Here is a 25638-nt window from a genome sequence, read left to right on the forward strand (position 1 = left end):
TTCATCATCCTCTCTTTTTTTCTGGGTCATTCCAACGGCCAAACTCCCGCTTCATCCATATATGCACCGGATAGAAAAACAAACCGAACGGTATCAAAAACAATAGATTATGCCATGAAGCACCTAGAAATGCGCTTGCAGTCACCGGAAACGTAATCTCTTGCAATACAAAAGAGATGACAGTCAGCACAACAAATGCAGCTGGAATGGTCACGAAGCAATAAAATTTGAGCTCCTTCTTATGCTGTACCTTCAAACTTGCAAACCTCCCAACAATTTCTAATCCATCTTAACATATGCTGGCATTCCTTTTCTCGCATGTTTATGACTGCACATAGCGGGAAGACAAATAGTAAAAGGAGGTCTCGTATCATGGGAAGACTTGAAAACAAAACAGCAGTGATCACAGGCGCCGCGACAGGCATTGGTCAAGCGACGGCAGAGGTTTTTGCCAATGAAGGCGCGCGCGTGATGATCGGAGATATCAATACAGATCAAATGGAAGAAACAGTGGACGCAATCAGAAAAAACGGAGGACAGGCCGAATCCTTTCACCTCGATGTGTCAGATGAAAACAGTGTGAAAGCATTTGCTGACCAAATTAAGGATGCATGCGGAACAATTGATATTCTGTTTAATAATGCCGGCGTTGATCAGGAGGGCGGAAAGGTGCATGAATATCCGGTTGACCTGTTTGACCGCATTATCGCCGTTGACCTGCGCGGCACGTTCCTTTGCAGCAAATATCTGATTCCGCTCATGCTCGAAAAAGGAGGCTCCATCATCAACACCTCCTCTATGTCAGGCCGGGCCGCGGACCTCGACCGCTCTGGCTACAACGCGGCAAAAGGCGGAATCACCAACCTGACAAAGGCGATGGCCATCGACTACGCACGAGACGGCATCCGCGTCAACTCCATTTCGCCGGGTACGATCGAAACCCCGCTGATTGACAAATTAGCAGGCACCAAAGAACAGGAAATGGGTGAAACATTCCGCGAAGCCAACAAATGGATCACGCCGCTCGGGCGCCTCGGCCAGCCGAAGGAAATGGCAACAGTAGCGCTGTTCCTCGCGTCAGACGACAGCTCATACGTTACAGGAGAAGACATCACCGCAGACGGCGGCATCATGGCGTATACATGGCCTGGGAAGATGCTGATTGATGAGAAGTGGAAGGAAGAAACGAAATAAGAGAGGGGATCCCCCTCTCTTTTCGTCTTTCAAAGCAATACAACTTTATACTTCTTCACATCCAAAAACTGCAAAAACTCCCTCGCCAGCACTTCCGGCGGATGCGCCTTCCCTTCATCCAGCCGATACAAAATCAGCCCGATAATCATCGCCGATACATAATAGGCATAAAGCTTTTTCTCCGCAGGAATATTAGTTTGCTGATGCAGATAAAATGATTCCAACGCTTTGAGCAACTCGGGTATCACATGAGGAACACTCCATTCCCGATTAAGAAAATGAACAATGGGCATGTTTGATAAATCAGAAAGCAGGTTGGCTAGCGCCTTCTCCGCTTCCTTTAAGGAAAACGTATTCGGGCTGAAGACAATCGTCAGGTGATCAATGATCTCCGCACATGATTGCTGAATCATGGTATGCAGCAATTCCTCTTTGCTGGCATAGTGATCATAAAAAGTTGCGCGGCGGATATTGCTTTTACGCGTAATATCCGAAATCGTGATGCCCGCGTAGTCTTGTTTCTCCGCCAATACGTCCAGAAATGCCTGCTGGAGCGCCTCTCTCGTTCGAACCACCCGCCTGTCGATTGGCTTGTCCTTCTCTCGCTCTCCTGGCACAGCTTGTCCAAACAGCCAATAAAATCTCTTTTGAGAAACAAGCTCCCATACCTTTTGGCTGATAGCTTCCGGAGCCGCGGCCGCATCCTCATTCAGCCAATACAGGATAATTGCGTATGTGTACAAGGCCCGGTAATGTCCGTAAATTTCTCGTTCGATCGGCGTCAAATTCACATGTATCGGAGCCAGCAGCACATCATGCTGAAACACATCCTTAAAAAAACGATGGAAATGCCCTCTGTTCATCATCACAGAAAAAAAGGATCGATGCTCGTGAACAAAGGACAGCGTCGGATGCACCGTTTGCCGTTTTTTGTTCAAGTGGAGGGTATCCAAATGACTGAAAGCATCAAAAAGCGCTTTACCCAGCCCTTCCTTCATGTCTTCGATTAAATCCTCAATGATTGAAAACTTATCCTCATAATAAAGGTAGAGCGTCCCGCGGCTCACTTTGGCCCTTTCAGCGATTTCTTTCATTGTGATATGTTGCATATCTCTTTCTTCCAATAAAGTCAGCAGCGCCTGTTTCACTTGAGCTTCGGCAGATTCCGGCACAAAAGACACCTCCAATCATTAGACAGTTGTTCAATATATGTACGGTAACGTATAGATGGTTCACCGTTGTCTTTCTTATAAAAAAGGTACCACCTTATAATAGGTCCGAGAAAAGAAGAAAGCAAATGAGGGGGATCTTACAATGGAACAGAAAGTAAAGGACGACATCCAGCGTGTCTTTCAGCTTCAGAAAAAAAAGCAAAAAGCCTTGCGTGCTTCAACAGCTGAACAGCGCAGAGAAAAGCTTCAGCGCTTTTTAGATTCCGTCATCGCCCATGAGGAAGAAATCATCGAAGCGATCCGCAAAGACGTCCGCAAACCATATCACGAGGTCAAAAAAGCGGAAATCGAAGGAACGAAAAAAGCGATCAGAGATAATATGAACAACCTGGAACAATGGATGGCGCCTAAGGAAGTCGGTTCATCGTTAAGCCCTGAGGCAAACGGGATTCTTATGTACGAGCCTAAAGGCGTCACACTCATCCTCGGCCCGTGGAACTATCCGTTTATGCTGACGATGGCGCCGCTTGCCGCTTCTCTCGCAGCCGGAAACAGCGCGATTGTGAAGCTGTCCGATTTCACGATGAACACAAGCAACATTGCCGCTAAAGTGATCAGAGACGCGTTTGATGAAAAAGAAGTCGCGATTTTTGAAGGGGAGGTTGAGGTGGCAACCGAGCTTCTTGATCAGCCGTTCGACCATATTTTCTTCACTGGAAGCACAAATGTCGGGAAAATCGTCATGACAGCGGCGGCCAAACACTTGGCATCTGTCACACTTGAGCTTGGCGGCAAAAGCCCAACGATTATCGACAGCGAATACGATCTCATGGACGCAGCGAAAAAAATCGCTGTCGGCAAATTCGTAAACGCCGGCCAAACCTGCATTGCACCTGATTACCTGTTCATTAAAAAAGACGTTCAGGACAGGTTCGCAGGCATTTTACAAACAATTGTCAACGCAGGATTTATGGAGGATGATCGCAACCCAGACCGCAGCAAATTTACGCAGATTGTCAATAACCGCAACTTCAACCGCGTCAAAGACCTGTTCGACGATGCCATCGAAAAAGGGGCGGAAGTCGTGTTCGGCGGCGTATTTGATGCCAGCGACCGCACGATCTCGCCAACCGTTTTGAAAAACGTCACGCCTGATATGAAAATCATGCAGGAGGAAATCTTCGCACCGATTCTGCCAATGATGAACTATGCAGACATCAACGAGGTCATCGATTACGTAAATGACCGCGATAAACCGCTTGCACTTTATGTGTTCAGCAAAAACCAAGACCTGATTGACAACGTCCTTCAGCACACGACATCAGGGAATGCCGCCATCAATGATGTTGTCGTTCACTTCAGCGACGTCAACCTGCCGTTCGGCGGCGTCAACACAAGCGGAATCGGCTCCTATCATGGGGTATACGGATTCAAAGAGTTTTCTCATGAGAAGGGTGTATTTATTCAGGCCGCTGAATAATTGTAGTGAAGAGAATCTGCATTAACTTGCAGGTTCTTTTTTTATCATTCTATTCACCTAAAGACAAAAAGGAAAAAATAAAGAAATATATAGTTATAAAATACCATTTTCACTACGAGACCAAATTCCTCTAGTATATCTCATTGAAACCGCGCAGCCTCTAACGTATAATATCCCAGAAAACTTCAAAGGAGAGAATATTATACATGGAAAAGCCAGCTGGATTTTGGATTCGGGCAGTTGCCTCTATTATTGATGATTTAATTATCTATTTTTTTGCTTTTATTATGATCCAAATTAACACCTTCCTTGTCCTGCCTCTCATTGATGCAGGAAGCTCCTATATGACAGAAGATCAATATAAATTTTATATCCTGATATTCGGGACGATTCCTGTTATCGCCATCATATATATCTTCGGCATTCTTTATTATAGCTTGCTGACTTCTTCAAAAATGCAAGCAACACTAGGCAAAAAACTTATGGGTATCATCGTTGTCAATCAGTATGGCGAGCGAATTTCATTTTGGCACAGCTTTGGCCGTTTTTTCGCTTACATACCATCAGGAATTTTGTATATCGGTTACATTATGGCGGCTTTCCCCTCTAAACTGGCATTACACGATTATATTTGCGGGACAAAGGTGATCTATAAAAATAAACATCTTGATTGATACCCAAAAAAAGGCTGCCGAGATCACCTCGCCAGCCTGTTCTCTATTTCCCAAAAGCCATCAGCTTCGTATAACTTCCAATATAAAGTGTTCCGTCCTCAGCAAGCTGCGGAGATGACACGACGTTGCTGTCGGTTTGATAGCTCCATAATTCATTGCCGTTTGCGTCCGCCGCATAGACCTTCATATCATCTGACCCGAAATAAACCGTTCCCTTCGCATCAATCAGCGGCGCCGTTCTGACAGGGCGGTCTGTGTAGAATGACCAGTTCATATCCCCGTTTTTGCTGATGGAAAACAGCTCGCCGCTTCCTGAGCCGATATAGATGTTGCCGTTATGGTCGATCGCAGGCGATGAACTTGAGAACCCGTTCAGCGGGAATGTCCATTTTAAGCTGCCTGTTGACGTATACGCATACAGCTGTCCGTCTTGGTTGCCCGCATAAACAGTGCCATCCTTATCAATCACCGGATATCCTTTAAACGCATTTGACGTCGTTCTGGACCATTTCACCTGTCCGGTTCCGGAATTGATCGCATAAAACACGTTATTGTATGTGCCGACATACACGGTGCCGTTTTTGGCAAGCACCGGCACAGAGCTGACGACACCATTTGTTTTCAACTTCCAGCGCTCTGTCCAAGTTGATTTGGACGTCGGTTTGACCGCGTGAACATAATTATCAAGTGTTGAGAAGTACAACGTGCCGTCTGAACCGATCACCGTTTCAGAGCTTGGCCCGCCGCTTAACGGAACCGTTGTTAAAATCTCACCCGTTTCCTTGTCGATAAAATAAATTTTTTTATCATAAGATGCCAGATAGATAACGCCGTTGGTTCCGAGTACAGGGGATTGTGTGAACGTTTTTCCCAAATTGCCTGTCACCCATTTGACTGAGCCGTCCGGATTAAAGGCTTTCATTTCCCCGTCTCTGGAATGAAGATATACTGTGCCGTCTCCGTCAATCACAGCCCCCGCTCCATTCTGCGGAGTCGTTCTGATGTCGTTTTGCCATTTCAGCGTCCCGTCTGTATTTCCGGCGAACCGGCTTTCACGTGACCAGTTAAACATGGCAGGCGCCATCGCTTGTACATCATATCTTCCTGTCAAAAAGCCGGATGCTTCATTATTTTGAGAAAACACCGTTTCCGCCGCATAAGCAGCTGCCGGCTGAAGCACTTTGGCAGCGGGCACATCAGAAACAGCGCCGGCCGAAACAGCAGCCGCCACCGCAGCTCCCGCTATCAGAGCTTTCATTCGAAATGACTTAACCATCATTGAGACCCCCATTATATGTATTTTCTAATATGTGACCATCATAACATATTCATCCATTTTTTCATTCTACTTCACAAAACCATCACAAACTAGAAAACTATGTAAGAGTATGCACAGACGTTTTTTCAGCACCCGAACGAAATGCAGCCACAAACCAAATAACGTTGACAGCAGCCGCAGCGAGACTAACCCCGACCACAAAAATCATCTCAGAAAGCAGGTGGTCACTAAAGAAACTAAACATCAAGCTAAAACCGGCCGAAGACAAATGGATCAGCAGCCCAAAGCCGCAAAGCACCGCCATGACATATCTCATCGCATCTACTCCGAGCATATAAATGAGAAAAGGAATGAAATACAAGACAAGGATCATCCCGACAGATGACCACATGCCAACTGAATTAAACTGATTGGACGCCGCTCCCGTCCCGGCCAGCGGCGAAAGTGAAGCCGCTACGATCACAGCGCAAAAAAGAAACGCAGAAATGGCTGTCATGATCGCCACGCTGTTTTTTCTAGACATCAAACTCCTCCTCAGATAGAAATATTAACCTTTTCATTATAAGGGAGCTGAGTAGAAAATTCATTATTTATTAATAAATTCCAGATTACACAAGCAAACGCTGGCTTCTTTCTAGTATATTTATATAGTAAAAAACAAAGGATAAAAGACTCATTTTTCTGTAATATCAGGATTTTATCACCATATCATATTGCATGTACATGTTTTTCAAAGTATACTATTCCAGATTAATTCAGAGGAGAGAGAAAAATACATGGAAAAACCAGCAGGATTTTGGATTCGTTTTTTAGCTTATTTTATTGACGGCATTATTGTATCTGTTCCTAGTTATATTATTCTATTTATTATCAATTCTGTGTTTGTAGCTGGGGCTGTGGCAGCAAACCCTTACATGACCCAAGAGGAGTATATGGTGACATACATGACGATTGCATTTTTGCCAACTATGCTGATCATGATCGTCATCAGTGTGTTATATTACGGACTGCTCACAGCATCTAAAATGCAAGGCACACTCGGAAAAAAAATTCTTGGCCTGAAGGTGGTCAATGAACAAGGTGAACGGGTTTCTATCGGCCAGGCAATTGGCCGTTACTTTGCCTATATCTTATCTGGCATCATCTTTTATATTGGGTTTATCATGATCGCCTTTGGTGAGAAAAAAGGCCTGCATGACATCATTTGCAAAACACGTGTCGTGTATAAATAATACAAAAAAGTCTAGCGCCAATAAGCGTCTAGACTTTTGTTTTTTTATAATAGACTGCCACGACAGATACGTAGCGCTTCTCCACAGCCACTCAAACGGACTCATTCGAAAGACGCGAAGCCACAGGTGGCTGAAGACCATTTGAGCAGCACAAACAGCAATCGTAATGAGCACACCGATCCGCTCATTTGCCAAAGTCGGCTGTAATGAAGACATAGCCATCACGCTCCTTTTTTCTGTACCTTTAGAATATGAAAAAAAGGAGCACGGAACCATCGATTTAGGTGTCAGGCAGTCATGAAAACCTTACAATCCTGTCATCTTTATGGTTTTATTACCTTTAAATCCAACGCTTCAATATTCTGCAAAACGCGATCAAAGCGCAAAGCCTGAGGCTCACTTGGGAAAATGTGGCCTTCATAAGGGTCGCCTAACGTCCGGAAAAACGGTTCAAATAATCCTGGAACCAAGACACCCACCATCTTTGTATAATGAGAATCCAGTCGATAGGAGTGAACGGTATTTGCAGGGACATGCAGGAAATCTCCCGGGTTCAGCTGAATTTTCTGGCCATCTGCCCACATCGTCATCTGACCTTCAAGGCAATAAAATGTTTCTGTATGATGTTCATGGTAGTGATCAACGATTCGGTCGCCTTTAGGGCCGTCCGATACTACGACGATAAACTGGCCGTCTGTATTTTTTTGGGCAGCCACAATACGGTGAAGCTGATCTCCCGTCAATAATCGATCTCCTTCTCCAGATTCAAGAACGTATGGAACAGCTCCATCCGGAAGCTCTGTAAGTTCCGCTAATGTTGCCGAACATGCAGGCTTTTCTTCATCTAAAAATACAATGTCCGCTACAGCGGCAGCTTCTGCAAATCGCTCGTTTGGCACTTCTTCGCTTGCGAACGGCGGATGTTCAGCCTGATCATACGGATTCCCAATCACGGAATACATGTGGGCTGCGTTTCCTCTCATCGTGTAAGACACCAGTCTTGTTCTGTGGCTCTGCATCCGGTAGCTGTGCGGTATCCCCGCCGGAATGTTGGCATAATCACCTGATATCAGTAAATAGTGTTCTCCATCAAGCGTCAGCTCAAGCTTCCCGTCCAAAACGAGAATTCCTTCATGCGTATTCTTGTGGACATGAAGCGGAAAGGCATCTCCTTTTCCCCCGGAAAGCAGCACGATCTCAAACAGGTCGCCCGTGCTCCTTCCATTCGCCATCACCGTGGCAACCTGTCTGCCGAACAGATAACGCTCGCCTTCCCCGCTCCGGAGCAAATACGGCATTTTTTCTTTAGGCAATGAATGTTTCCATAATGTTTTCATAAATCGTTTCCTCCAATTTAGACCAGTCTATATACTAAAACTTTCTGACTAGACCGTTCTATATAATTGTAGGAGAAAGGATAACAAAATGCTACCCTTTTTTTCTCACCAGCACTGGTATTTGTTCGGCAATGAGAAGAAGGGGCGTTTTGTCTTTATTCGTTAACGAAAGCATGATACCGCCCTCAATCATCGAATTAATCAGCATTCCAAGCTGATTTGCCTCTTCTTCTGCAAACCCGTTTTCCATTAATTTTCTGGCAAAAACCGCTTCCCAGCTTTGAAACACCTTCATGCAAACCGTCCGCAGCGGTTCACTGATTAACGCTGTCTCACTCGCCAGCAAACCGACTGGAATACCTGTAATGCTTTCTGTGTTGTCGAATTGGCTGGCTGTTTTTTTGATAAAAAACTGAATCGCTTCTATTGGATCAGAGCACTCCTCCATGCTTTGCTGTATCAGATGTTCAATCAATTTCCCTGTATATGTAACCGCTTCAATTGCTAATTCTTCTTTGCCATTCGGAAAAAAATGATAGAGCGATCCCTTAGGAGCACCGCTTTCTTTCACAATCTGGTTCAAACCTGTCGCGTGATATCCTTGCAGCTGGAACAGACGTGACGCCGTGTGAAGGATTTTTTCACGTGAATCTCCTCTGCTAGTCATTAAAACATTCCCTCCTAGGTATGGTAGAGCGACTTATATAATATAAAAAAGAACCCTGTGATTGTCAAAAGGGGTAAGACCCTCCCGGATGGGGTAAATGTTAAAAAACAGCCTCTAGGAGGGATCTCAATGGCAAACGATTATTCAGTCACGAATACAGAACAGATTGAACAACAGAACCCCGGCTTGAAAACGAAGATCAAACTGAAAAAACTCAAGGATCAAGTGATTGTCATTACCGGCGCTTCAAGCGGTATCGGACTTGTCACGGCGAGAATGGCAGCTGAAAAAGGCGCAAAGGTCGTGGCAGCAGCGCGAAATGAAGATGCGTTGAAGGAGCTCACTGATGAACTAAAGGATAAAGGGCACGACGCCATATGGGTGAAGGCGGATGTCGGAAAAGAAGAGGACGTCAATCGCATCGCCGAAACCGCAATCAGCACATTTGGCCGCTTTGACACATGGGTTAACAATGCGGCCGTCTCGACTTTCGGACATGCCATGGATGTCACCGTCGAAGACATGAAGCGGCTGTTTGACACAAATTTCTGGGGGCCCGTTTACGGAACAAGAGCTGCTGTCAAACACTACACCGGCAGAGGCGTGCCGGGCGCACTTATTAATGTAGGAAGCCTGTTCGGAGACAGGGGAACGGTCATTCAATCCACATATGCGTCAGCCAAATTCGCGCTTCACGGCTGGACGGAAAGCATCCGAATGGAACTCGAAAAGGATCAGGCGCCCGTCTCGGTAACGCTCATACATCCGGGCAGAATCGACACACCTTATAACGAGCACGCACACAGCTACCTTGACAAACAGCCGGCTCATTACCGCTCCATGATCTATCCGCCGGAAGCAGTCGCCGAAGCCATCCTGTTTGCCGCCGAACACCCTAAGCGCGACATGTATATCGGGTCACAGGCAAAAGCCATCGCCATGCTGGGCGCGCTTTTCCCTCGTCTGACCGACAGACTGATGGAAAAAATCATGTATCACAGCCAGCATGCAGAAAGACCGTCCAACCCGCGAGAAGAAAGCGCACTTTATGAAGCGGGCTACGGCATGCATGACAGGGGCACAAATAAAGGATGGATGCGGTCAAGGAGCTATTACACGAAGGCTACGAAGCGCCCGATTGTATCGGCGGCTGTTGTTGCCGGACTAGTGGCTTGGGCTGCCGCCAAACGATGCAAATAATCTCTGCCCATAAGAAAAACCCATGCTGTTCCATCGAACCATGGGTTTTTAGCTGTTAATCAATAAAAGCCTTGTTCATACGCTGCAGCAGCTCGCCGAATATCTCTTTTTCCTGTGTTGACCATTCTTGCAGCATCTGTTCATAACGTTCAAGGCGCTTTTGCTGATCGGCTTTTAAAATTTGTTTACCGAGTTTTGTAATGGTAAACAGGCTGACTCTCCCATCAGATGGATCTGAAAAGCGATGGATAAGCTCCTTTGCCTCTAATGCAGCTGCTTGTCTCGAAAGAGTAGAAATATCAAGCTTGAACGATTCTGCCAATTCCTTTACACGAGCAGGGCCAAACTCATCCAATTGTCTCAGCAATAAGTACGAAGATCTCTCTAACTTCCCTGTTCTTTTCTCTGATTGATCCAGATAAACGGCTCTCCTGATAAAAGTCGTCAGCTCATATTCAATTAATTCAACTGGATTTTGTTTTCGCAATCGCTCTCGCTCCCCATTCCAATCTCCGTCATTGACAACATCATATATACTTGTATAATACAAATGTATATTAACTGAATGAATACAAGTCGTTATATGACCAAATCAATTATTATACTTGTATAGTACAATCATATAAATAGAAAGTAAAGCGATTCCTCAGAACCATCCTAGAAGCAAGTCACCAGAAAGGAGGAAGCTGTTCTCATTGGAGAGCAGCACTTGATGTGAAAGTCATACGAGTTATCTTGCAAGTGTTGATATTATATGTATTTTTTATGATCGGGGAAGCCCTTCAGCACCTGTTTCATTTACCTGTGTCAGGAAGCATCGTCGGATTGGTATTGCTGCTGATCTGCCTGGGCCTCCGTATTGTCCCCGTCTCCATCATTGAAGACGGAGCAGGGTTTTTATTGTCCTTTCTTCCATTATTGTTCATTCCGGCCATGACAGGAGTGATGAACTATCCGTCACTTATTTCATTCAATGGTCTGATGCTGCTGATTACAGTCGTACTCAGCACCATCGTCACCATCATTGCGGCTGGATTCGCCAGCCAGCTATTAGAGAAAAAAGCAAAAAAACGTGAGGAGAAAGAGAAATGCAGCAAGCATGTATCGCAATCATGATAATTCTTTTAACAGTGGCCGCTTATGTAGCGATGGCCAAACTTTATAAGCGATTCCCGCTTCCATTTCTGATCCCTGTTCTGACAACGACCATATTGATTGTAGCGGTTTTGATCATGTTCCATGTTTCGTATGAAGGCTATATGATCGGGGGGAAATGGATCAATTCTTTGCTTGGGCCGGCTGTTGTGGCGCTGGCCTATCCGCTTTATAAACAATGGCATATCATTGTCAAACATTACATTCCCATTCTAGGCGGCGTCCTGGTCGGATTATGCATGGGAATGATCAGCGGGCTGGTCTTCGCAGAAGCATTCGGGATTGATCATGATCTTTTATTATCCATTCTGCCAAAGTCGATCACAACCCCTGTCGCTATTCAAATCGCCGCCGGTCTAGGAGGCGTCCCTTCCATGACAGTCGTATTTGTCATGATAGCGGGTTTTTCAGGCGTCATCCTCGGGCCGCTTTTCCTAAAATGGCTTCGCATACGCAGCTCCCTTGGACAAGGCATTGCATTAGGAAGCGCCTCCCATGCACTAGGCACCTCCAAAGCATTGGAATATGGGGAACTGGCCGTATCCATGAGTTCCGTCTCCATGACGCTTTGTGCGGTGCTCGGCTCATTCTTCGGCCCAATCGTCGTCTGGCTGTTTCATATTTAACAAGAAAGACTGCCCCGGCGGAGGGCAGTCTTTTTTTGTGTGTAATCGTAACGCGGAGATAGGAAACTGATCATTAAATATTATGTCAGGAAAAGCGATTGACAGTGTCACTGAAAAAATGAAGGGTCAATTATCATTTGATAAAGTTCGTGCTCATGTGTCGAGTGCAGTAAATTCCATTGGCTTATAGAATAAAGAAACCAAAAGCCGGCAAATTGCCTGCTTTTTTGCTTTCTCCAGACTGACATAGAGCTGTCTTACATAAGATATGTTTATCATTCACAAAATGAGGGTAATTCTTTCGTTGCACGATTAACATAAAGGAGGTTCAAATGGACCACTTAGACTTGCATCATATTTTCGAACTGGGTTTTTTGCTGGTTATGATCGCAGCCGGAATCACTGCGATTGCCAAGAAGTGCAGGCAGCCTTATCCCATCGCACTGGTGATTGTCGGAACGATCATTGGACTTGTACATATTCCGCTCTTAGAACCGCTTAAAGATTTTATTACTGAAGGAGAAGTATTTAACTTTGTCATCATAACACTATTCTTGCCGGCTTTATTAGGAGAAGCGGCGCTGAAACTTCCTTTTTCCCATTTGAGAGAAAACAAACGGCCCGTTCTGGCACTGGCTTTCGGCGGTACACTCATCTCGTTTCTGATCGTCGGCTTTTCTTCCATGTGGCTTATGCATCTGGCCATTCCTGCGGCGTTTGTTTTTGCGGCGCTGATGAGCGCGACTGACCCCGTGAGTGTGCTATCCATATTCAAAAGTGTCGGCGCGCCGAAAAAGCTTTCGATCGTCGTTGAAGGAGAAAGCCTGTTCAATGACGGGCTGGCGGTTGTGCTGTTCAACATTTCCGCTTTTTACTTGATGACATATCTGGATCTCGGCATCCAAGGCGCCGGTTTAGGCCTGTGGGAGTTTGTCAAAGTGATTTCTCTCGGCCTGATCATCGGAGGCATACTTGGATATGTCTTTTCCCAGCTCACCAAGTACTTTGATGATTACCCTTTAGAAATTATTTTCAGTATCATTCTGTTTTACAGTTCATTTCTATTGGCGGAAATGGCAGGTGCCTCCGGGGTAATCGCCGTTGTTGTCGCCGCTCTTATTTTCGGTAATTATGGCGCCAACATCGGCATGAGCCCGACGACAAAGCTGAATATCAATAACTTTTGGGACGTCGCCGCCTTGCTTGCGAACTCCCTTGTCTTTCTAATGGTCGGACTTGAGATTACGAGAATTGACCTCACAGATAAATGGGGTTTGGCCGTTACGGCGATTGTGATTGTGCTTATCGCCCGAAGTGCCGCCGTCTATATTAGTCTGGCCTTTATCAAAAACTTTCCGGCTTCATGGCAGCATACGATTAATTGGGGCGGGCTGAAGGGTTCTCTATCCATCGCACTGGTGCTGAGCCTGCCGAGAGACTTTCCGGGGCGTGAAGACATTCTTGTGTTCGCCTTCAGTGTTGTTTTATTCTCCCTCGTTGTCCAGGGCCTCAGCATCAAACCGCTTCTTGAACGGTTAGGCGTGAATCAAAAGGATGAAGGTAATCAGGAATATGAGGAACTGCTAGCAAAAGGACATCGCTTAGAAACCGCCATCAAAGAAGTCCAGGAATCCAAACATCATTTGCTTATACACGAAGCTGTCTCCAGCGAACTGACAGACCAATACAAAGAAGAAGTCAGCCAGCTGCATCAACAAACAAATCAATTATTTGAATCATATCCGGAACTCAAAAACAAACAACAAACCATCTTGAAGAAACATTCGTTATACGCTCAATACCAAGCGATTGAAAACCTATCAAAAGAAGATATCATCTCAAACGAAGTGGCTGAGCAAGAGCAAGCCCGGATCATTGATGAAATCGTTCGTTTGGAAGACGATCATTAATACACAAAAAAGCAGACTGTCAGCAGTCTGCTTTTTCCTTTATGATCTAAAAAAATCAATCAGCGGCTGAAAATCCTTAGACAAATCAACGTCATTCGGATCTGCTTGAAGCAGGCGGTCAATCATGCGCTCCAGCTCCTCAACATCATTCTTATCCGTATACTCAATGAAGTTTAAGCCTTCAAGCCAATCTCGGTATGAATGTTTGGCTTTGCCATAGCTGTTCCCGAAGACAAGGCAAGGTGTTTTCGTGATAATCGAGAAAATCATCGCGTGAAGGCGGTCGGTAATCACCAATTTACTGGAGCCGATGCGGTCCAGCATCTCCATAAAATGCTTTTCACGATCGGCGTAATCGATGGTGTCGACCGTATCCAGCACCGTATCGGTACGCTCCGTGTAAGTTGTTTTTTCTGCCCATTTCTTCATCTGTGAAATAAAATCTTCGTCAGTCACTTTCTCCTTATCCGCTCTTAAAATAAAGAGAACGCCGTCCCGCTCGAGCTCTCGCGGCACAATATCCAAGGAAAGCACCATGTCCGGTGTAAAGATCACATTGGAGTTGAAGGTCTCTTTCACCACATCGAGTGTTTGCGTCTCGCGCGCAGCAATCGTTAAGTTTGTATTTTGATGGTACGCATCCTGTGTTTTTTTCTTTTCCTTCTGCCCTTCCTCTGTATCCTCAAAATAAACGGATTGTGGCAAAGAAATCGATTTGTAGTCTTTAAACGCCGAGAAGACCTTTCTTCTGTCTTCCTCAATATCGAGATAAAGGTTTCCTAAGTTTCCTCCGCCTGTAAAGCAGACAATATCGTCTTCACGAATGATCTCCTTCACCAGTTCAATGCCCTCATCCGTCGCATAATCCATAATTTCAATGTATTCATAATACGGAAAATGATTTTTGATAAATTTCTCTTCCGCATACGCAATCGCTTGGTCGCCAATGTTTGTATAACTAGGGGAACCAAACAAAAATACTTTTCGTTTATCATTTAACAGAGCTTCCGGCTCCACATTTGGCGCAATGCCTTTAACTAGTTTTTTGCCTTTGATTTCTTGTACAGTCATATCTGCGTCCTCCTTCTGGGATGAATTCCTCATTATGTGTTAACTGTCTCTACCCCAAAAGAAGGATGGCTATGCATTGGCATGTGCACCGGCTATATCAAAAACATCGTTTTCGCCAATTTGATAGACGCCGCGATGTCCCGCGCCGTTCTTTCCATATATTCCGCGGCATGTTCAAACGCGTCTTCTAGAGGCACGGCTCCGGGAACGATGCTGAAAAGCGCATCGATGCCGTGCTGGTAGACGGCATCACTGTCCGGTGATATTGATCCCGCAATGCCGATGACGGGCACATCGTATGATTTAGCCGCCTTGGCTACCCCGATCGGCGTTTTTCCGTGAACCGTTTGGCTGTCAATCCGACCCTCACCGGTAATTACAAGATCTGCATCCTGAACGATATTTTCAAAATCAACCGCTTCAAGAACAATATCAATGCCTCTTTTCAAGTCAGCCTGAAGAAAAGTCAGCAGGCTCCACCCAAGACCGCCCGCTGCACCTGCTCCCTCTCTTTCTCGCAAGGTTGCTCCGAGCGCTTTTTCTGCGATATCAGCGAAATGGCTTAGGTTCTGGTCTAGTACATCCACCATGTCGGACGTCGCGCCTTTTTGCGGCCCGAAAACAGCCGTAGCTCCTTTTGGCCCTGTCAACGGATTATCCACGTCACACGCGACTTCCAGTTTGACATTCTGCAACCTGGGATCAAGCCCGCTGATATCTATTGATGCAAGCTGAGATAGCGCGCCGCCCCCTGGGCCGATCTCGCGTCCTGAGTCATCAAGAAACCTTCCGCCCAATGCCTGGATCATTCCGGCTCCTCCATCGTTCGTGGCGCTCCCCCCGATTCCGATGATCAAGCGCTCCGCTCCCGCATCAAGAGCCGCTCCGATTAATTCTCCCGTTCCTTTTGTTGTAGTGACGAGCGGATTTCGTTTATCAACGGGCACCAGATGCAGTCCCGAAGCAGCAGCCATTTCAATCACAGCTGTTCTCCCATCACCCATCATGCCAAAAAACGCTTTTACCGGTTTCTCCAGCGGTCCTGTCACAACCTGCTCTATGACCCTTCCATTTGTGGCATCAACGAGCGACTGGACGGTTCCCTCGCCGCCGTCCGCCATCGGCAATTTTCTGTAATCAGCACCCGGAAAGACCGATTTGAAACCTCTTTCTATCGCGTCGGCGGCCTCCAGAGCTGATAAACTTTCCTTAAAAGAATCAGGTGCAATGATGATTTTCATCCAAATCGCCTCTTTCAGAACATGATTCACTCAACCTATTGATCTCCAATGTACCACACTATCACTGGAAATAAATACTATATAATATGGTAAAAATTTAATTAAAAATTAGAAATGAAAGTGTTTGCATAAAAGAAACATTCACGTTATCATACTTGTATACAAGTATACTCCTTGAGTGAGGAAGGTGAGTGTATGCTAGATTCCAAAGACCTGTTGTATCCCGCAAAGTGGCTCTCAAAAGCGTCAACCGGGGTTCGTGTCGCATACGAGCTGAGAATGCGGATCGTTTCAGGCCTCATTGAAAGCGGTACCATTTTATCAGAAAATACGATCGCCACCGAGTTTTCAGTAAGCCGTTCGCCGGTTCGTGAAGCACTAAAAATACTCGCATCCGAAAAAATCATCCGCTTAGAACGAATGGGAGCGGTCGTAATTGGTTTAACTGAGAAGGAAATCGCGGAAATTTATGATGTGCGTTTACTATTAGAAACATTTGTCTTTGAACGGCTCGTCAAAATAGACATTGAGCCTTTAGTTAAGGATCTCAGCAAAATTCTTGAAATGATGAAAGTTTCAATCAAATATGAAGACGCTGACGAATTTTCATTTCAAGATGTGCTGTTCCATGAAACGATAATCAGAGCCATCGATCATTCATACATTCAAATGATCTGGAACAATCTAAAACCTGTCATGGAAAGCTTTATTCTTTTATCCATGCGGGTACGGTTAAAGGAAAAATATGATGACTTCACAAGGATTTTAGATAACCATGAGCTTTATATTCAAGCCATCAAAACAAAGGATAGGGCACTGATGATTCAGTCACTTCACCAAAACTTTGATGATGTGCAAGAAAAGGTAGAAGACCTGTGGCTCTCACAACAAATGCTGGCAAAAGGAGCTGAATACAACAATGACTAGTTATATGTTAGGAATCGATATCGGCACGACAAGCACAAAAGCTGTGCTGTTCAGTGAAAACGGAGATGTGGTACAGAAAGAAAGCATCGGCTACCCACTCTATACACCGGACATCTCAACAGCTGAACAAAATCCGGAAGAGATTTTTCAGGCCGTCATCCAAACAACAGCGAGAATTACAAAACAGCATCCCGAAAAACAGATCTCTTTCATTTCGTTCAGCAGCGCTATGCACAGCGTCATTGCAATCGACGAAAATGACAAGCCGCTGACGCCATGCATCACATGGGCCGACAACCGAAGCGAAAGCTGGGCTCATAAGATCAAGGATGAATTGAACGGACATGAGGTGTACAAACGGACGGGAACACCGATTCATCCGATGTCGCCGTTAAGTAAAATTGCCTGGATCACGAATGAGCGGAAAGAAATCGCTTCCAAGGCAAAAAAATATATCGGCATCAAAGAGTACATTTTTAGACAGCTGTTCAATGAGTATGTCATCGATTACTCCTTGGCATCAGCGACAGGCATGATGAATCTGAAAAGCTTGGATTGGGACGAAGAGGCACTGCGCATTGCAGGCATCACGCCGGATCACTTATCCAAACTCGTGCCGACAACCGAGATCTTTCAGCATTGCAGCCCGGAAATGGCGATCCAGATGGGAATCGATCCGGAAACGCCTTTTGTCATCGGGGCCAGCGACGGCGTGCTCTCCAACCTCGGCGTCAACGCCATTAAAAAAGGCGAAATCGCCGTCACCATTGGAACAAGCGGTGCCATCCGGACAATTATTGACAAGCCGCAAACCGATGAAAAAGGGAGAATTTTCTGCTACGCCTTGACGGACAAGCATTGGGTGATCGGGGGACCTGTGAACAATGGGGGCATCGTCCTTCGCTGGATCAGAGACGAGTTTGCCTCTTCCGAAATCGAAACAGCGACACGGCTGGGCATTGATCCATATGACGTGCTGACGAAAATTGCCCAACGCGTCAGACCCGGTTCTGACGGTCTGCTGTTCCACCCATATCTCGCCGGAGAACGTGCTCCGTTGTGGAATCCAGATGTACGCGGCTCCTTTTTCGGCCTGACCATGTCGCATAAGAAAGAGCATATGATACGTGCGGCATTAGAGGGCGTCATTTACAACCTGTATACGGTGTTCCTGGCGTTAACAGAATGCATGGATGGCCCGGTAACCCGCATCCAAGCGACAGGGGGATTTGCAAGGTCGGAGGTTTGGCGCCAAATGATGTCGGATATCTTCGAATCAGAGGTTGTCGTTCCGGAAAGCTACGAAAGCTCATGTCTCGGCGCCTGCATTTTAGGCCTGTATGCGACAGGAAAAATCGATTCTTTTGACGCCGTGTCCGACATGATCGGCAGCACATACAGACATACGCCGATCGAAGACTCAGCCAAAGAGTACAGAACATTAATGCCGATTTTCATCAATCTATCAAGATCCTTAGAAAATCAATATACGCAAATTGCAAATTATCAGAGGGGCTTAATCACACACAAATAGTACATGACATGAAGGGGAGGGCATTACCATGCCGTTAATCATCGTTGCACTTGGGATCTTAGCATTACTATTTTTGATTATGGGCTTAAAACTAAACACATTTATTTCCCTGCTGGTCGTATCGTTCGGCGTGGCACTGGCACTCGGGATGCCGTTCGATAAAGTTGTCAGCTCCATCGAACAAGGAATAGGGGGGACTCTTGGCCACATCGCGCTCATCTTCGGGCTCGGTGCGATGCTGGGCAAGCTGATCGCGGATTCAGGAGGCGCACAGCGCATTGCGATGACGCTCGTTAACAAATTCGGTGAAAAAAATATTCAATGGGCTGTTGTCATTGCCTCATTCATTATTGGGATTGCGTTATTTTTTGAAGTAGGACTCGTTCTATTAATTCCGATTGTCTTTGCGATTTCAAGAGAATTGAAGATTTCTATTTTATTTCTTGGAATCCCGATGGTCGCGGCACTATCCGTCACGCACGGTTTTCTGCCGCCGCACCCGGGACCAACGGCGATCGCTGGTGAGTATGGCGCAAACATTGGAGAAGTGCTGCTGTACGGCTTTATCGTTGCTGTTCCGACAGTGCTCATCGCAGGACCGTTATTTACAAAGTTCGCGAAAAAAATCGTTCCTGCATCATTTGAGAAAAACGGCAATATTGCATCACTCGGCACACAAAAAACGTTCAACCTTGAAGAAACACCCGGCTTTGGAATCAGTGTCTTTACTGCAATGCTCCCGATTATCATCATGTCGGTCGCGACCATTATCGACCTGCTTCAAGAAACAATCGGGTTTGCAGATAATGGCGTTTTAGCTTTTATCAGATTGATTGGAAACGCGTCGACTGCTATGATTATTTCGTTATTGGTTGCAGTCTATACAATGGGGATCAAACGCAACATTCCAGTCAAAACTGTGATGGACTCTTGTTCAACTGCCATTTCACAAATCGGCATGATGCTTTTAATCATCGGAGGAGGCGGCGCCTTCAAACAAGTGCTGATCAACGGCGGTGTTGGCGATTACGTAGCAGACTTATTCAAAGGAACGGCATTATCGCCAATCATTCTGGCATGGCTTATCGCAGCGATCCTGCGCATTTCTCTAGGTTCAGCCACTGTTGCCGCTCTAAGCACAACGGGTTTGGTCATACCGTTATTGGGGCATTCTGATGTTAACCTGGCATTAGTCGTGCTTGCAACAGGCGCCGGAAGTGTCATCGCTTCACACGTCAATGACGCCGGCTTCTGGATGTTCAAGGAATACTTCGGATTAAGCATGAAAGAAACATTTGCCACATGGACATTGCTGGAAACCATTATTTCCGTTGCTGGACTGGGATTCATTTTATTGTTAAGTTTAGTTGTATGAAATTAAGAAGGAGCTGTAACACATGTTGAATACGATTGGTGTCATAGGCTTAGGCGTAATGGGAAGCAACATCGCCTTAAACATGGCAAATAAAGGTGAAAACGTCGCTGTCTATAATTACACCAGAGATCTAACGGACCAGCTTGTCCAAAAGCTGGATGGACAATCGCTCAGCCCGTATTACGAGCTAGAGGACTTTGTTCAATCGTTAGAGAAACCAAGAAAAATCTTTTTGATGGTCACAGCGGGTAAACCCGTAGATTCCGTCATCCAATCATTAATGCCTTTGCTTGAAGAAGGCGACGTCATCATGGATGGAGGAAACTCCCACTATGAAGACACAGAAAGAAGATATGACGAGCTGAAGGAAAAAGGGATCGGCTACCTGGGAGTCGGCATTTCCGGCGGTGAAGTCGGCGCATTAACAGGGCCTTCCATCATGCCGGGCGGAGATCGCGATGTCTATGAGAAAGCCGCTCCTATCCTGACAAAAATCGCAGCTCAAGTCGGAGACGACCCTTGCTGTGTCTATATCGGACCAAAAGGAGCAGGGCACTTTACAAAAATGGTGCACAACGGCATTGAGTATGCCGACATGCAGCTGATTGCAGAAGCGTATACGTTTTTGAGAGAAACGCTGCGTCTGCCGCTTGATGAAATTGCATCTATTTTTGAAACATGGAATCAAGGTGAGCTGAAAAGCTATTTAATAGAGATTACAGCTGAGATTTTACGCAAAAAAGACGAAAAAACAGGGCAGCCTCTGATCGATGTCATTCTTGATAAAACCGGCCAAAAAGGAACCGGTAAATGGACGAGCATGCAGGCAATTGATAACGGCATCCCGTCCACGATCATCACAGAGTCCTTGTTCGCCCGCTACCTGTCATCCTTAAAAGAAGAACGCGTAGCGGCTCAAGATGTGTTAGCAGGTCCGGAAACGGAAGAAAAACATTTTGATAAAGACACGTGGATTGAATACGTCAGACAGGCTCTTTACATGGGGAAAGTATGCGCCTACGCACAAGGCTTTGCCCAATACAAAATGTCATCTGAGCTTTACGGGTGGAATCTGCCGCTCAAAGACATCGCCCTGATTTTCCGCGGCGGCTGCATCATCCGCGCAGATTTCCTAAATGTCATCAGCGAAGCATTCAGCGAGCAGCCAAACCTGTCAAACCTGATGATTGCGCCTTATTTCTCAGATAAGCTCCAGGCTTATCAAACAGGCATGCGTAAAGTCGTTTGCGAGGGCATCAGCACCGGAAGCTCATTCCCATGCTTAACAACAGCACTCTCTTATTACGACGGCTACCGCGCAGGTCGTTCCAATGCGAACCTCTTGCAGGCACAGCGCGATTACTTTGGCGCTCATACGTATGAACGGACTGATATGGACGGCGTTTTCCATACAAATTGGTCTGAATAACCTGTATCAAAAACACGGTCAGTTTCAACTGAACCGTGTTTTTTTCATCTATGTTTTCTTCTCAAACAACAGAAGACATAAGTTATGTTTTAAATATCATAAACAGTGATACAATAATAGCTAGAAACAATCCCCAAGACCATCATGTGACAGCAGCTTGCTGTTTTGTTCTATTCTGCTTTTGGTCTTTGTCCTTTGCTCCTTGCCTATGGTGTCATAAAATGTTCAAATGCTTACAACGTCTTGGCATTCTCATTTATAAAAGTCCTTGAAAACCTTGTCTAATTGAGAATCAGCCTCTCATCTGTTATAAAAGAAATGCCTAAATCCTACCTGTCACACCTTTAACAAGATGAAAAAAAGTAGGTTATGGCTTGACAAAAAATATATATTAATTAATAATTCATATATAATTAGAATTATTATTGAAAGCGAATATGCTTTCTAATACATTTTTAGGAGGAATATACATTATGTCTTTAATCGGTAAAGAAGTACTTCCATTCGAAGCAAAAGCATTCAAAAACGGTGAATTCATCGATGTAACAAACGAATCTTTGAAAGGCCAATGGAGCGTGTTCTGCTTCTACCCAGCAGATTTCTCTTTCGTATGCCCAACTGAGCTTGAAGATCTTCAAAACCAATACGCTGCACTTCAAGAATTAGGTGTTGAAGTATACTCTATCTCTACAGATACTCACTTCGTACACAAAGGCTGGCATGACAGCTCTGAAAAAATCGGCAAAATCACTTACGCAATGATCGGTGACCCATCTCAAACGATCTCTCGCAACTTCGATGTTCTTGACGAAGAATCTGGTCTTGCTGACCGCGGAACATTCATCATCGATCCAGATGGCGTTATCCAAACTGTAGAAATCAATGCGGGCGGTATCGGCCGTGACGCAAGCAACCTGATCAGCAAAGTAAAAGCAGCTCAATACGTTCGTCAAAACCCAGGTGAAGTTTGCCCGGCTAAATGGGAAGAAGGCGGCGAAACTCTTACACCTAGCCTTGATCTAGTAGGTAAAATCTAAGGAGTGCATTCAATTGGTACTTGATGCAAATATCAAAGCACAATTAAATCAATATATGCAGCTAATTGAGAATGACATTGTTCTCAAAGTTAGCGCAGGCGAAGATGACACTTCTAAGGACATGCTGGCTCTCGTTGATGAGCTGGCTTCCATGTCATCTAAAATTTCAGTTGAAAAAGCTGAATTAAACAGAACGCCAAGCTTCAGTGTCAATCGTGTCGGAGAAGACACTGGCGTGACTTTCGCCGGTATCCCTCTGGGCCACGAATTTACATCATTAGTGTTGGCGTTGCTCCAAGTGAGCGGCAGACCGCCTAAGGTAGACCAAAAAGTCATTGATCAGGTGAAGAAGATCAGCGGTGAATACCACTTTGAATCTTATATCAGCCTGACATGCCATAACTGTCCTGATGTTGTACAAGCTTTAAACATGATGAGCGTGCTGAACCCGAACATTACGCACACGATGATTGACGGTGCAGCATACAAAGCAGAAGTTGAAAGCAAAAACATTATGGCAGTGCCGACCGTTTACCTGAATGGCGAATCGTTCGGAAGCGGCCGTATGACGCTTGAAGAGATTCTTGCAAAAATGGGCAGCGGCGCAGATGCATCTGAGTTTGCTGACAAAGAGCCGTTTGACGTTCTTGTTGTCGGAGGCGGACCTGCTGGTGCAAGTGCAGCGATCTACACTGCACGTAAAGGCATCCGCACTGGTGTTGTCGCTGAGCGCTTCGGCGGACAGGTTCTCGACACCATGAGCATCGAAAACTTCATCAGCGTCAAAGCGACGGAAGGACCGAAGCTTGCGGCAAGCCTTGAAGAGCATGTGAAGGAATATGATATTGATGTCATGAACCTTCAGCGTGCGAAACGCCTTGAGAAGAAAGATCTGTTCGAACTTGAACTCGAAAACGGCGCTGTCCTAAAAAGTAAAACAGTGATCCTTTCAACAGGTGCACGCTGGCGCAATGTCAACGTACCTGGTGAACAAGAGTTCAAAAACAAAGGTGTCGCATACTGCCCGCATTGTGATGGGCCATTGTTTGAAGGCAAAGACGTTGCGGTGATCGGCGGCGGAAACTCTGGAATCGAAGCAGCGATTGACCTTGCAGGTATTGTCAATCACGTTACTGTGCTAGAGTTCGCACCGGAACTGAAAGCAGACGAAGTCCTGCAAAAACGTCTCTACAGCCTGCCTAACGTTACTGTCGTGAAAAATGCACAAACAAAAGAAATCACAGGCGATCAGAGTGTTAACGGCATCACATACGTAGACCGCGAAACAGGCGAAGAAAAACACGTTGAACTTCAAGGTGTATTCGTCCAAATCGGTCTCGTGCCAAACACAGAATGGTTAGAAGGAACGGTTGAACGCAACCGCCTGGGCGAAATCATTGTCGACAAACACGGCGCAACAAGCGTACCAGGCTTATTTGCTGCCGGCGACTGCACAGACAGTGCGTACAATCAGATTATTATTTCTATGGGTTCAGGTGCAACTGCCGCTCTCGGCGCGTTTGATTACCTTATCCGTAACTAATATAAGAAAGCCGCAATTGCCAGATTGGCAGCATTGCGGCTTTCTTTTTTATTCCAAAAATATTGCAAGTTTTATATAACTGTAATATAGTTGTAATGTTAGTGAATGGTTACTTCACACTCAGCATATTTGCTGTTTTCAAGGCGATACGCACTGATTTTCGATTTAAAGTGCCCTGATACTTTTTGACCTTTTTCTTCAGATCTTTAATGGTTTTTTCCTTTTTGGCAACTTCTAATGCCATAAGCGCTTCCCAGCGTTTCGCTGTTTCTGTGGAACTGCAGCCGCTAACTGTAGTCACAGGCGGAAGAAGCTTCGTATTAGATAGTTTTTCTTCAAAAGGAACGGTATCAGGAATCGCTTTCTCTTTATAAATATGGTCTAATTCATTTTGATTCAAGAAGCTGATGAAATGGTCAAAGTTTTGCGCTTGCTGTTTCTCAGGCTGATGAAAATTAAGTGTTTCGATTAATTCTGACAGTTTTGTCTGATCAGTTATCTCATTTGCCATGACATGCGTTAATTGATGGTACTCAGCTAATTCACGCATTCTGGCATCTTTCGGAAGCAACAGGCTCGGTGTACCGGCAATCGTCGCCGCGATATTTCCATGCAGCCTTGCGCCAAAGCTCAAATCGGCTTGTCTCAGAAAATCCAGCCAAGTCGGCACATTTAAAAAGAATCGGACTCTATCATTCTGATAAGCCGGGTCTTCCATGCTGACCGGATAATTATCAGCAGGCTTCGCCAGCGCAGGCGCACCCGCATACGTCAGAATCATTTCTTTTCGCCATTGCGGAATAAAGTAATGATTCGGGAACTCTTTCATGCTTCTTGTAATGAAATCCAGCACATGCTTTGGAGACAGCCTTGATGAGTTAACCGTCACCATTGATTCCGGTGTGATATTGGTTTCTCTTATCTTCAGTTCTCTGCCAAACGCATACATAGAAGGACAGCCAATTACCGTATGGTCAATGCCTTCACGGAAACCTAATCTTGAAAGATATTTCGCTGTAATTTCACCGCGGACACCGATCATATTTGATCTCTCCAGCACGGCACTTACAAACGCCTTTACATCCTCATCAAAAGGAAAACCTTCATTTAATTTTGGTTCAAACGGAGCCCGTAAACCAACACCAATCACAACAACTGGAATGGTTAGTTTCTTAATTAATTGGGTATATTTCCGTAAAGAAGGCACGAAATCCTCGCGGAATGCATCTGCCAGCGGAATAATATACATATCATATGTTTTATTAATTTGTTCAGCATCCGCTGGATGAATCCGATAATAATCAGGAGTAATCGTTGTCCCTTCTGTCATCAGCGTGCGAAACACACTGTAGGCATATACTAGGTTTCCTACATTGCCGCCAATGGAGTTGCGAACAATCATTTCAGCTGCGTTAAATGTATCAAATGGTGATATGCCAGCTCTTATTAAAATGTTTTTCAATGTGATGTTGCCCCTTCCTCGCCAAATTTTTGTCAGGAGATTTGCTGAGGGAACTCTATCATGATCTTAAAATCTTCAGTCAGACACCCGCTT

The 25638-nt window shown here is 45.4% G+C and carries 24 protein-coding genes and 1 pseudogene; 14 read left to right on the forward strand and 11 right to left on the reverse strand.

Going from position 1 to position 25638, the window contains the following annotated elements; translation table 11 throughout:
• Nucleotides 1-4: 4 nt before the first annotated feature.
• On the reverse strand, nt 5-256 hold the full coding sequence (locus tag JQX68_RS20490) for a hypothetical protein (protein ID WP_095431020.1): 252 nt from the start codon (nt 254-256) through the stop codon (nt 5-7).
• A gap of 116 nt (nt 257-372) precedes the next feature.
• Between JQX68_RS20490 and JQX68_RS20495 the strand changes: the two genes are divergently transcribed.
• Nucleotides 373-1194, forward strand: coding sequence for an SDR family oxidoreductase (locus JQX68_RS20495; protein ID WP_147772748.1), 822 nt, complete (start codon nt 373-375; stop codon nt 1192-1194).
• Nucleotides 1195-1223: 29 nt separating this feature from the next.
• On the opposite strand, the gene JQX68_RS20500 is transcribed toward JQX68_RS20495, so the two are convergent.
• Complete coding sequence (locus JQX68_RS20500) at nt 1224-2366, reverse strand: TetR/AcrR family transcriptional regulator (RefSeq protein ID WP_147772749.1); 1143 nt, start codon at nt 2364-2366, stop codon at nt 1224-1226.
• A 142-nt stretch (nt 2367-2508) separates the two neighbouring features.
• Here JQX68_RS20500 and JQX68_RS20505 point away from each other — a divergent pair, with 142 nt between their 5' ends.
• Both JQX68_RS20505 and JQX68_RS20510 read left to right on the forward strand, forming a co-directional pair.
• On the forward strand, nt 2509-3846 hold the full coding sequence (locus JQX68_RS20505) for an aldehyde dehydrogenase family protein (RefSeq protein WP_205440430.1): 1338 nt from the start codon (nt 2509-2511) through the stop codon (nt 3844-3846).
• A gap of 206 nt (nt 3847-4052) precedes the next feature.
• Complete coding sequence (locus JQX68_RS20510) at nt 4053-4520, forward strand: RDD family protein (RefSeq protein WP_147772751.1); 468 nt, start codon at nt 4053-4055, stop codon at nt 4518-4520.
• 43 nt (nt 4521-4563) lie between these two features.
• On the opposite strand, the gene JQX68_RS20515 is transcribed toward JQX68_RS20510, so the two are convergent.
• Nucleotides 4564-5796 (reverse strand): outer membrane protein assembly factor BamB family protein, encoded by a 1233-nt coding sequence (locus tag JQX68_RS20515; protein ID WP_147772815.1) that lies wholly within the window; start codon nt 5794-5796, stop codon nt 4564-4566.
• A gap of 100 nt (nt 5797-5896) precedes the next feature.
• Nucleotides 5897-6322, reverse strand: coding sequence for a DUF5391 family protein (locus JQX68_RS20520; RefSeq protein WP_040081227.1), 426 nt, complete (start codon nt 6320-6322; stop codon nt 5897-5899).
• 253 nt (nt 6323-6575) lie between these two features.
• On the opposite strand from JQX68_RS20520, the gene JQX68_RS20525 reads away from it, so the two are divergent.
• A complete protein-coding gene (locus JQX68_RS20525; protein WP_040081225.1) occupies nt 6576-7031 on the forward strand; it encodes an RDD family protein in 456 nt (151 codons plus the stop codon).
• Between the two features lie 33 nt (nt 7032-7064).
• Here JQX68_RS20525 and JQX68_RS21825 read toward each other — a convergent pair.
• The 3 genes and pseudogenes from JQX68_RS21825 to yxaF all read right to left on the reverse strand — a co-directional run.
• Nucleotides 7065-7208: pseudogene (locus JQX68_RS21825) on the reverse strand (DUF418 domain-containing protein); the annotation flags it as partial.
• A 146-nt stretch (nt 7209-7354) separates the two neighbouring features.
• The gene (locus JQX68_RS20535; protein ID WP_040081224.1) at nt 7355-8368 is read right to left on the reverse strand and encodes a quercetin 2,3-dioxygenase; all 1014 of its coding nucleotides are present in this window, start codon (nt 8366-8368) and stop codon (nt 7355-7357) included.
• Nucleotides 8369-8459: 91 nt separating this feature from the next.
• On the reverse strand, nt 8460-9035 hold the full coding sequence (yxaF, locus tag JQX68_RS20540; RefSeq protein WP_014666045.1) for a transcriptional regulator YxaF: 576 nt from the start codon (nt 9033-9035) through the stop codon (nt 8460-8462).
• A gap of 129 nt (nt 9036-9164) precedes the next feature.
• On the opposite strand from yxaF, the gene JQX68_RS20545 reads away from it, so the two are divergent.
• Nucleotides 9165-10235: an SDR family oxidoreductase gene (locus JQX68_RS20545; RefSeq protein ID WP_205440431.1), complete on the forward strand. Its 1071-nt coding sequence runs from the start codon at nt 9165-9167 to the stop codon at nt 10233-10235.
• A gap of 55 nt (nt 10236-10290) precedes the next feature.
• Here the strand turns inward: JQX68_RS20545 and JQX68_RS20550 are convergent, their stop codons facing one another.
• Nucleotides 10291-10722: a MarR family winged helix-turn-helix transcriptional regulator gene (locus tag JQX68_RS20550; RefSeq protein ID WP_014666047.1), complete on the reverse strand. Its 432-nt coding sequence runs from the start codon at nt 10720-10722 to the stop codon at nt 10291-10293.
• A 227-nt stretch (nt 10723-10949) separates the two neighbouring features.
• Between JQX68_RS20550 and JQX68_RS20555 the strand changes: the two genes are divergently transcribed.
• From JQX68_RS20555 to JQX68_RS20565, 3 genes are all read left to right on the forward strand, one after another.
• On the forward strand, nt 10950-11351 hold the full coding sequence (locus tag JQX68_RS20555; protein ID WP_041521462.1) for a CidA/LrgA family holin-like protein: 402 nt from the start codon (nt 10950-10952) through the stop codon (nt 11349-11351).
• The gene (locus tag JQX68_RS20560) at nt 11324-12016 is read left to right on the forward strand and encodes an LrgB family protein (protein ID WP_103031305.1); all 693 of its coding nucleotides are present in this window, start codon (nt 11324-11326) and stop codon (nt 12014-12016) included. The genes JQX68_RS20555 and JQX68_RS20560 overlap by 28 nt, the downstream gene beginning before the upstream one ends.
• Nucleotides 12017-12348: 332 nt before the next feature.
• On the forward strand, nt 12349-13926 hold the full coding sequence (locus JQX68_RS20565; RefSeq protein WP_040081215.1) for a Na+/H+ antiporter: 1578 nt from the start codon (nt 12349-12351) through the stop codon (nt 13924-13926).
• A 39-nt stretch (nt 13927-13965) separates the two neighbouring features.
• Here JQX68_RS20565 and JQX68_RS20570 read toward each other — a convergent pair whose 3' ends face one another.
• Together JQX68_RS20570 and JQX68_RS20575 are read right to left on the reverse strand one after the other, a co-directional pair.
• On the reverse strand, nt 13966-14997 hold the full coding sequence (locus tag JQX68_RS20570) for a polysaccharide pyruvyl transferase family protein (protein WP_040081212.1): 1032 nt from the start codon (nt 14995-14997) through the stop codon (nt 13966-13968).
• Between the two features lie 92 nt (nt 14998-15089).
• The gene (locus JQX68_RS20575) at nt 15090-16238 is read right to left on the reverse strand and encodes a glycerate kinase (RefSeq protein WP_040082481.1); all 1149 of its coding nucleotides are present in this window, start codon (nt 16236-16238) and stop codon (nt 15090-15092) included.
• 195 nt (nt 16239-16433) lie between these two features.
• Between JQX68_RS20575 and gntR the strand changes: the two genes are divergently transcribed.
• From gntR to ahpF, 6 genes are all read left to right on the forward strand, one after another.
• Nucleotides 16434-17165: a gluconate operon transcriptional repressor GntR gene (gene gntR, locus JQX68_RS20580; RefSeq protein ID WP_205440432.1), complete on the forward strand. Its 732-nt coding sequence runs from the start codon at nt 16434-16436 to the stop codon at nt 17163-17165.
• Nucleotides 17158-18699 carry a gluconokinase gene (gntK, locus tag JQX68_RS20585; protein ID WP_205440433.1) on the forward strand — a complete coding sequence of 514 codons (1542 nt, stop codon included), beginning with the start codon at nt 17158-17160 and terminating at the stop codon, nt 18697-18699. The genes gntR and gntK overlap by 8 nt, the downstream gene beginning before the upstream one ends.
• 28 nt (nt 18700-18727) lie before the next feature.
• Nucleotides 18728-20074 (forward strand): gluconate permease GntP, encoded by a 1347-nt coding sequence (gntP, locus tag JQX68_RS20590; protein ID WP_014666059.1) that lies wholly within the window; start codon nt 18728-18730, stop codon nt 20072-20074.
• Nucleotides 20075-20096: 22 nt separating this feature from the next.
• Nucleotides 20097-21503 carry a decarboxylating NADP(+)-dependent phosphogluconate dehydrogenase gene (gene gnd / locus JQX68_RS20595; protein WP_095431003.1) on the forward strand — a complete coding sequence of 469 codons (1407 nt, stop codon included), beginning with the start codon at nt 20097-20099 and terminating at the stop codon, nt 21501-21503.
• Between the two features lie 473 nt (nt 21504-21976).
• Complete coding sequence (ahpC, locus tag JQX68_RS20600; protein WP_014666061.1) at nt 21977-22540, forward strand: alkyl hydroperoxide reductase subunit C; 564 nt, start codon at nt 21977-21979, stop codon at nt 22538-22540.
• Nucleotides 22541-22553: 13 nt separating this feature from the next.
• On the forward strand, nt 22554-24083 hold the full coding sequence (gene ahpF, locus JQX68_RS20605) for an alkyl hydroperoxide reductase subunit F (protein WP_134976182.1): 1530 nt from the start codon (nt 22554-22556) through the stop codon (nt 24081-24083).
• A 109-nt stretch (nt 24084-24192) separates the two neighbouring features.
• Here the strand turns inward: ahpF and JQX68_RS20610 are convergent, their stop codons facing one another.
• On the reverse strand, nt 24193-25545 hold the full coding sequence (locus JQX68_RS20610) for a polysaccharide pyruvyl transferase family protein (RefSeq protein ID WP_014666063.1): 1353 nt from the start codon (nt 25543-25545) through the stop codon (nt 24193-24195).
• Between the last annotated feature and the right edge of the window lie 93 nt (nt 25546-25638).

This window comes from Bacillus sp. LJBS06 (assembly GCF_016924995.1).
Lineage (GTDB): Bacteria > Bacillota > Bacilli > Bacillales > Bacillaceae > Bacillus > Bacillus stercoris.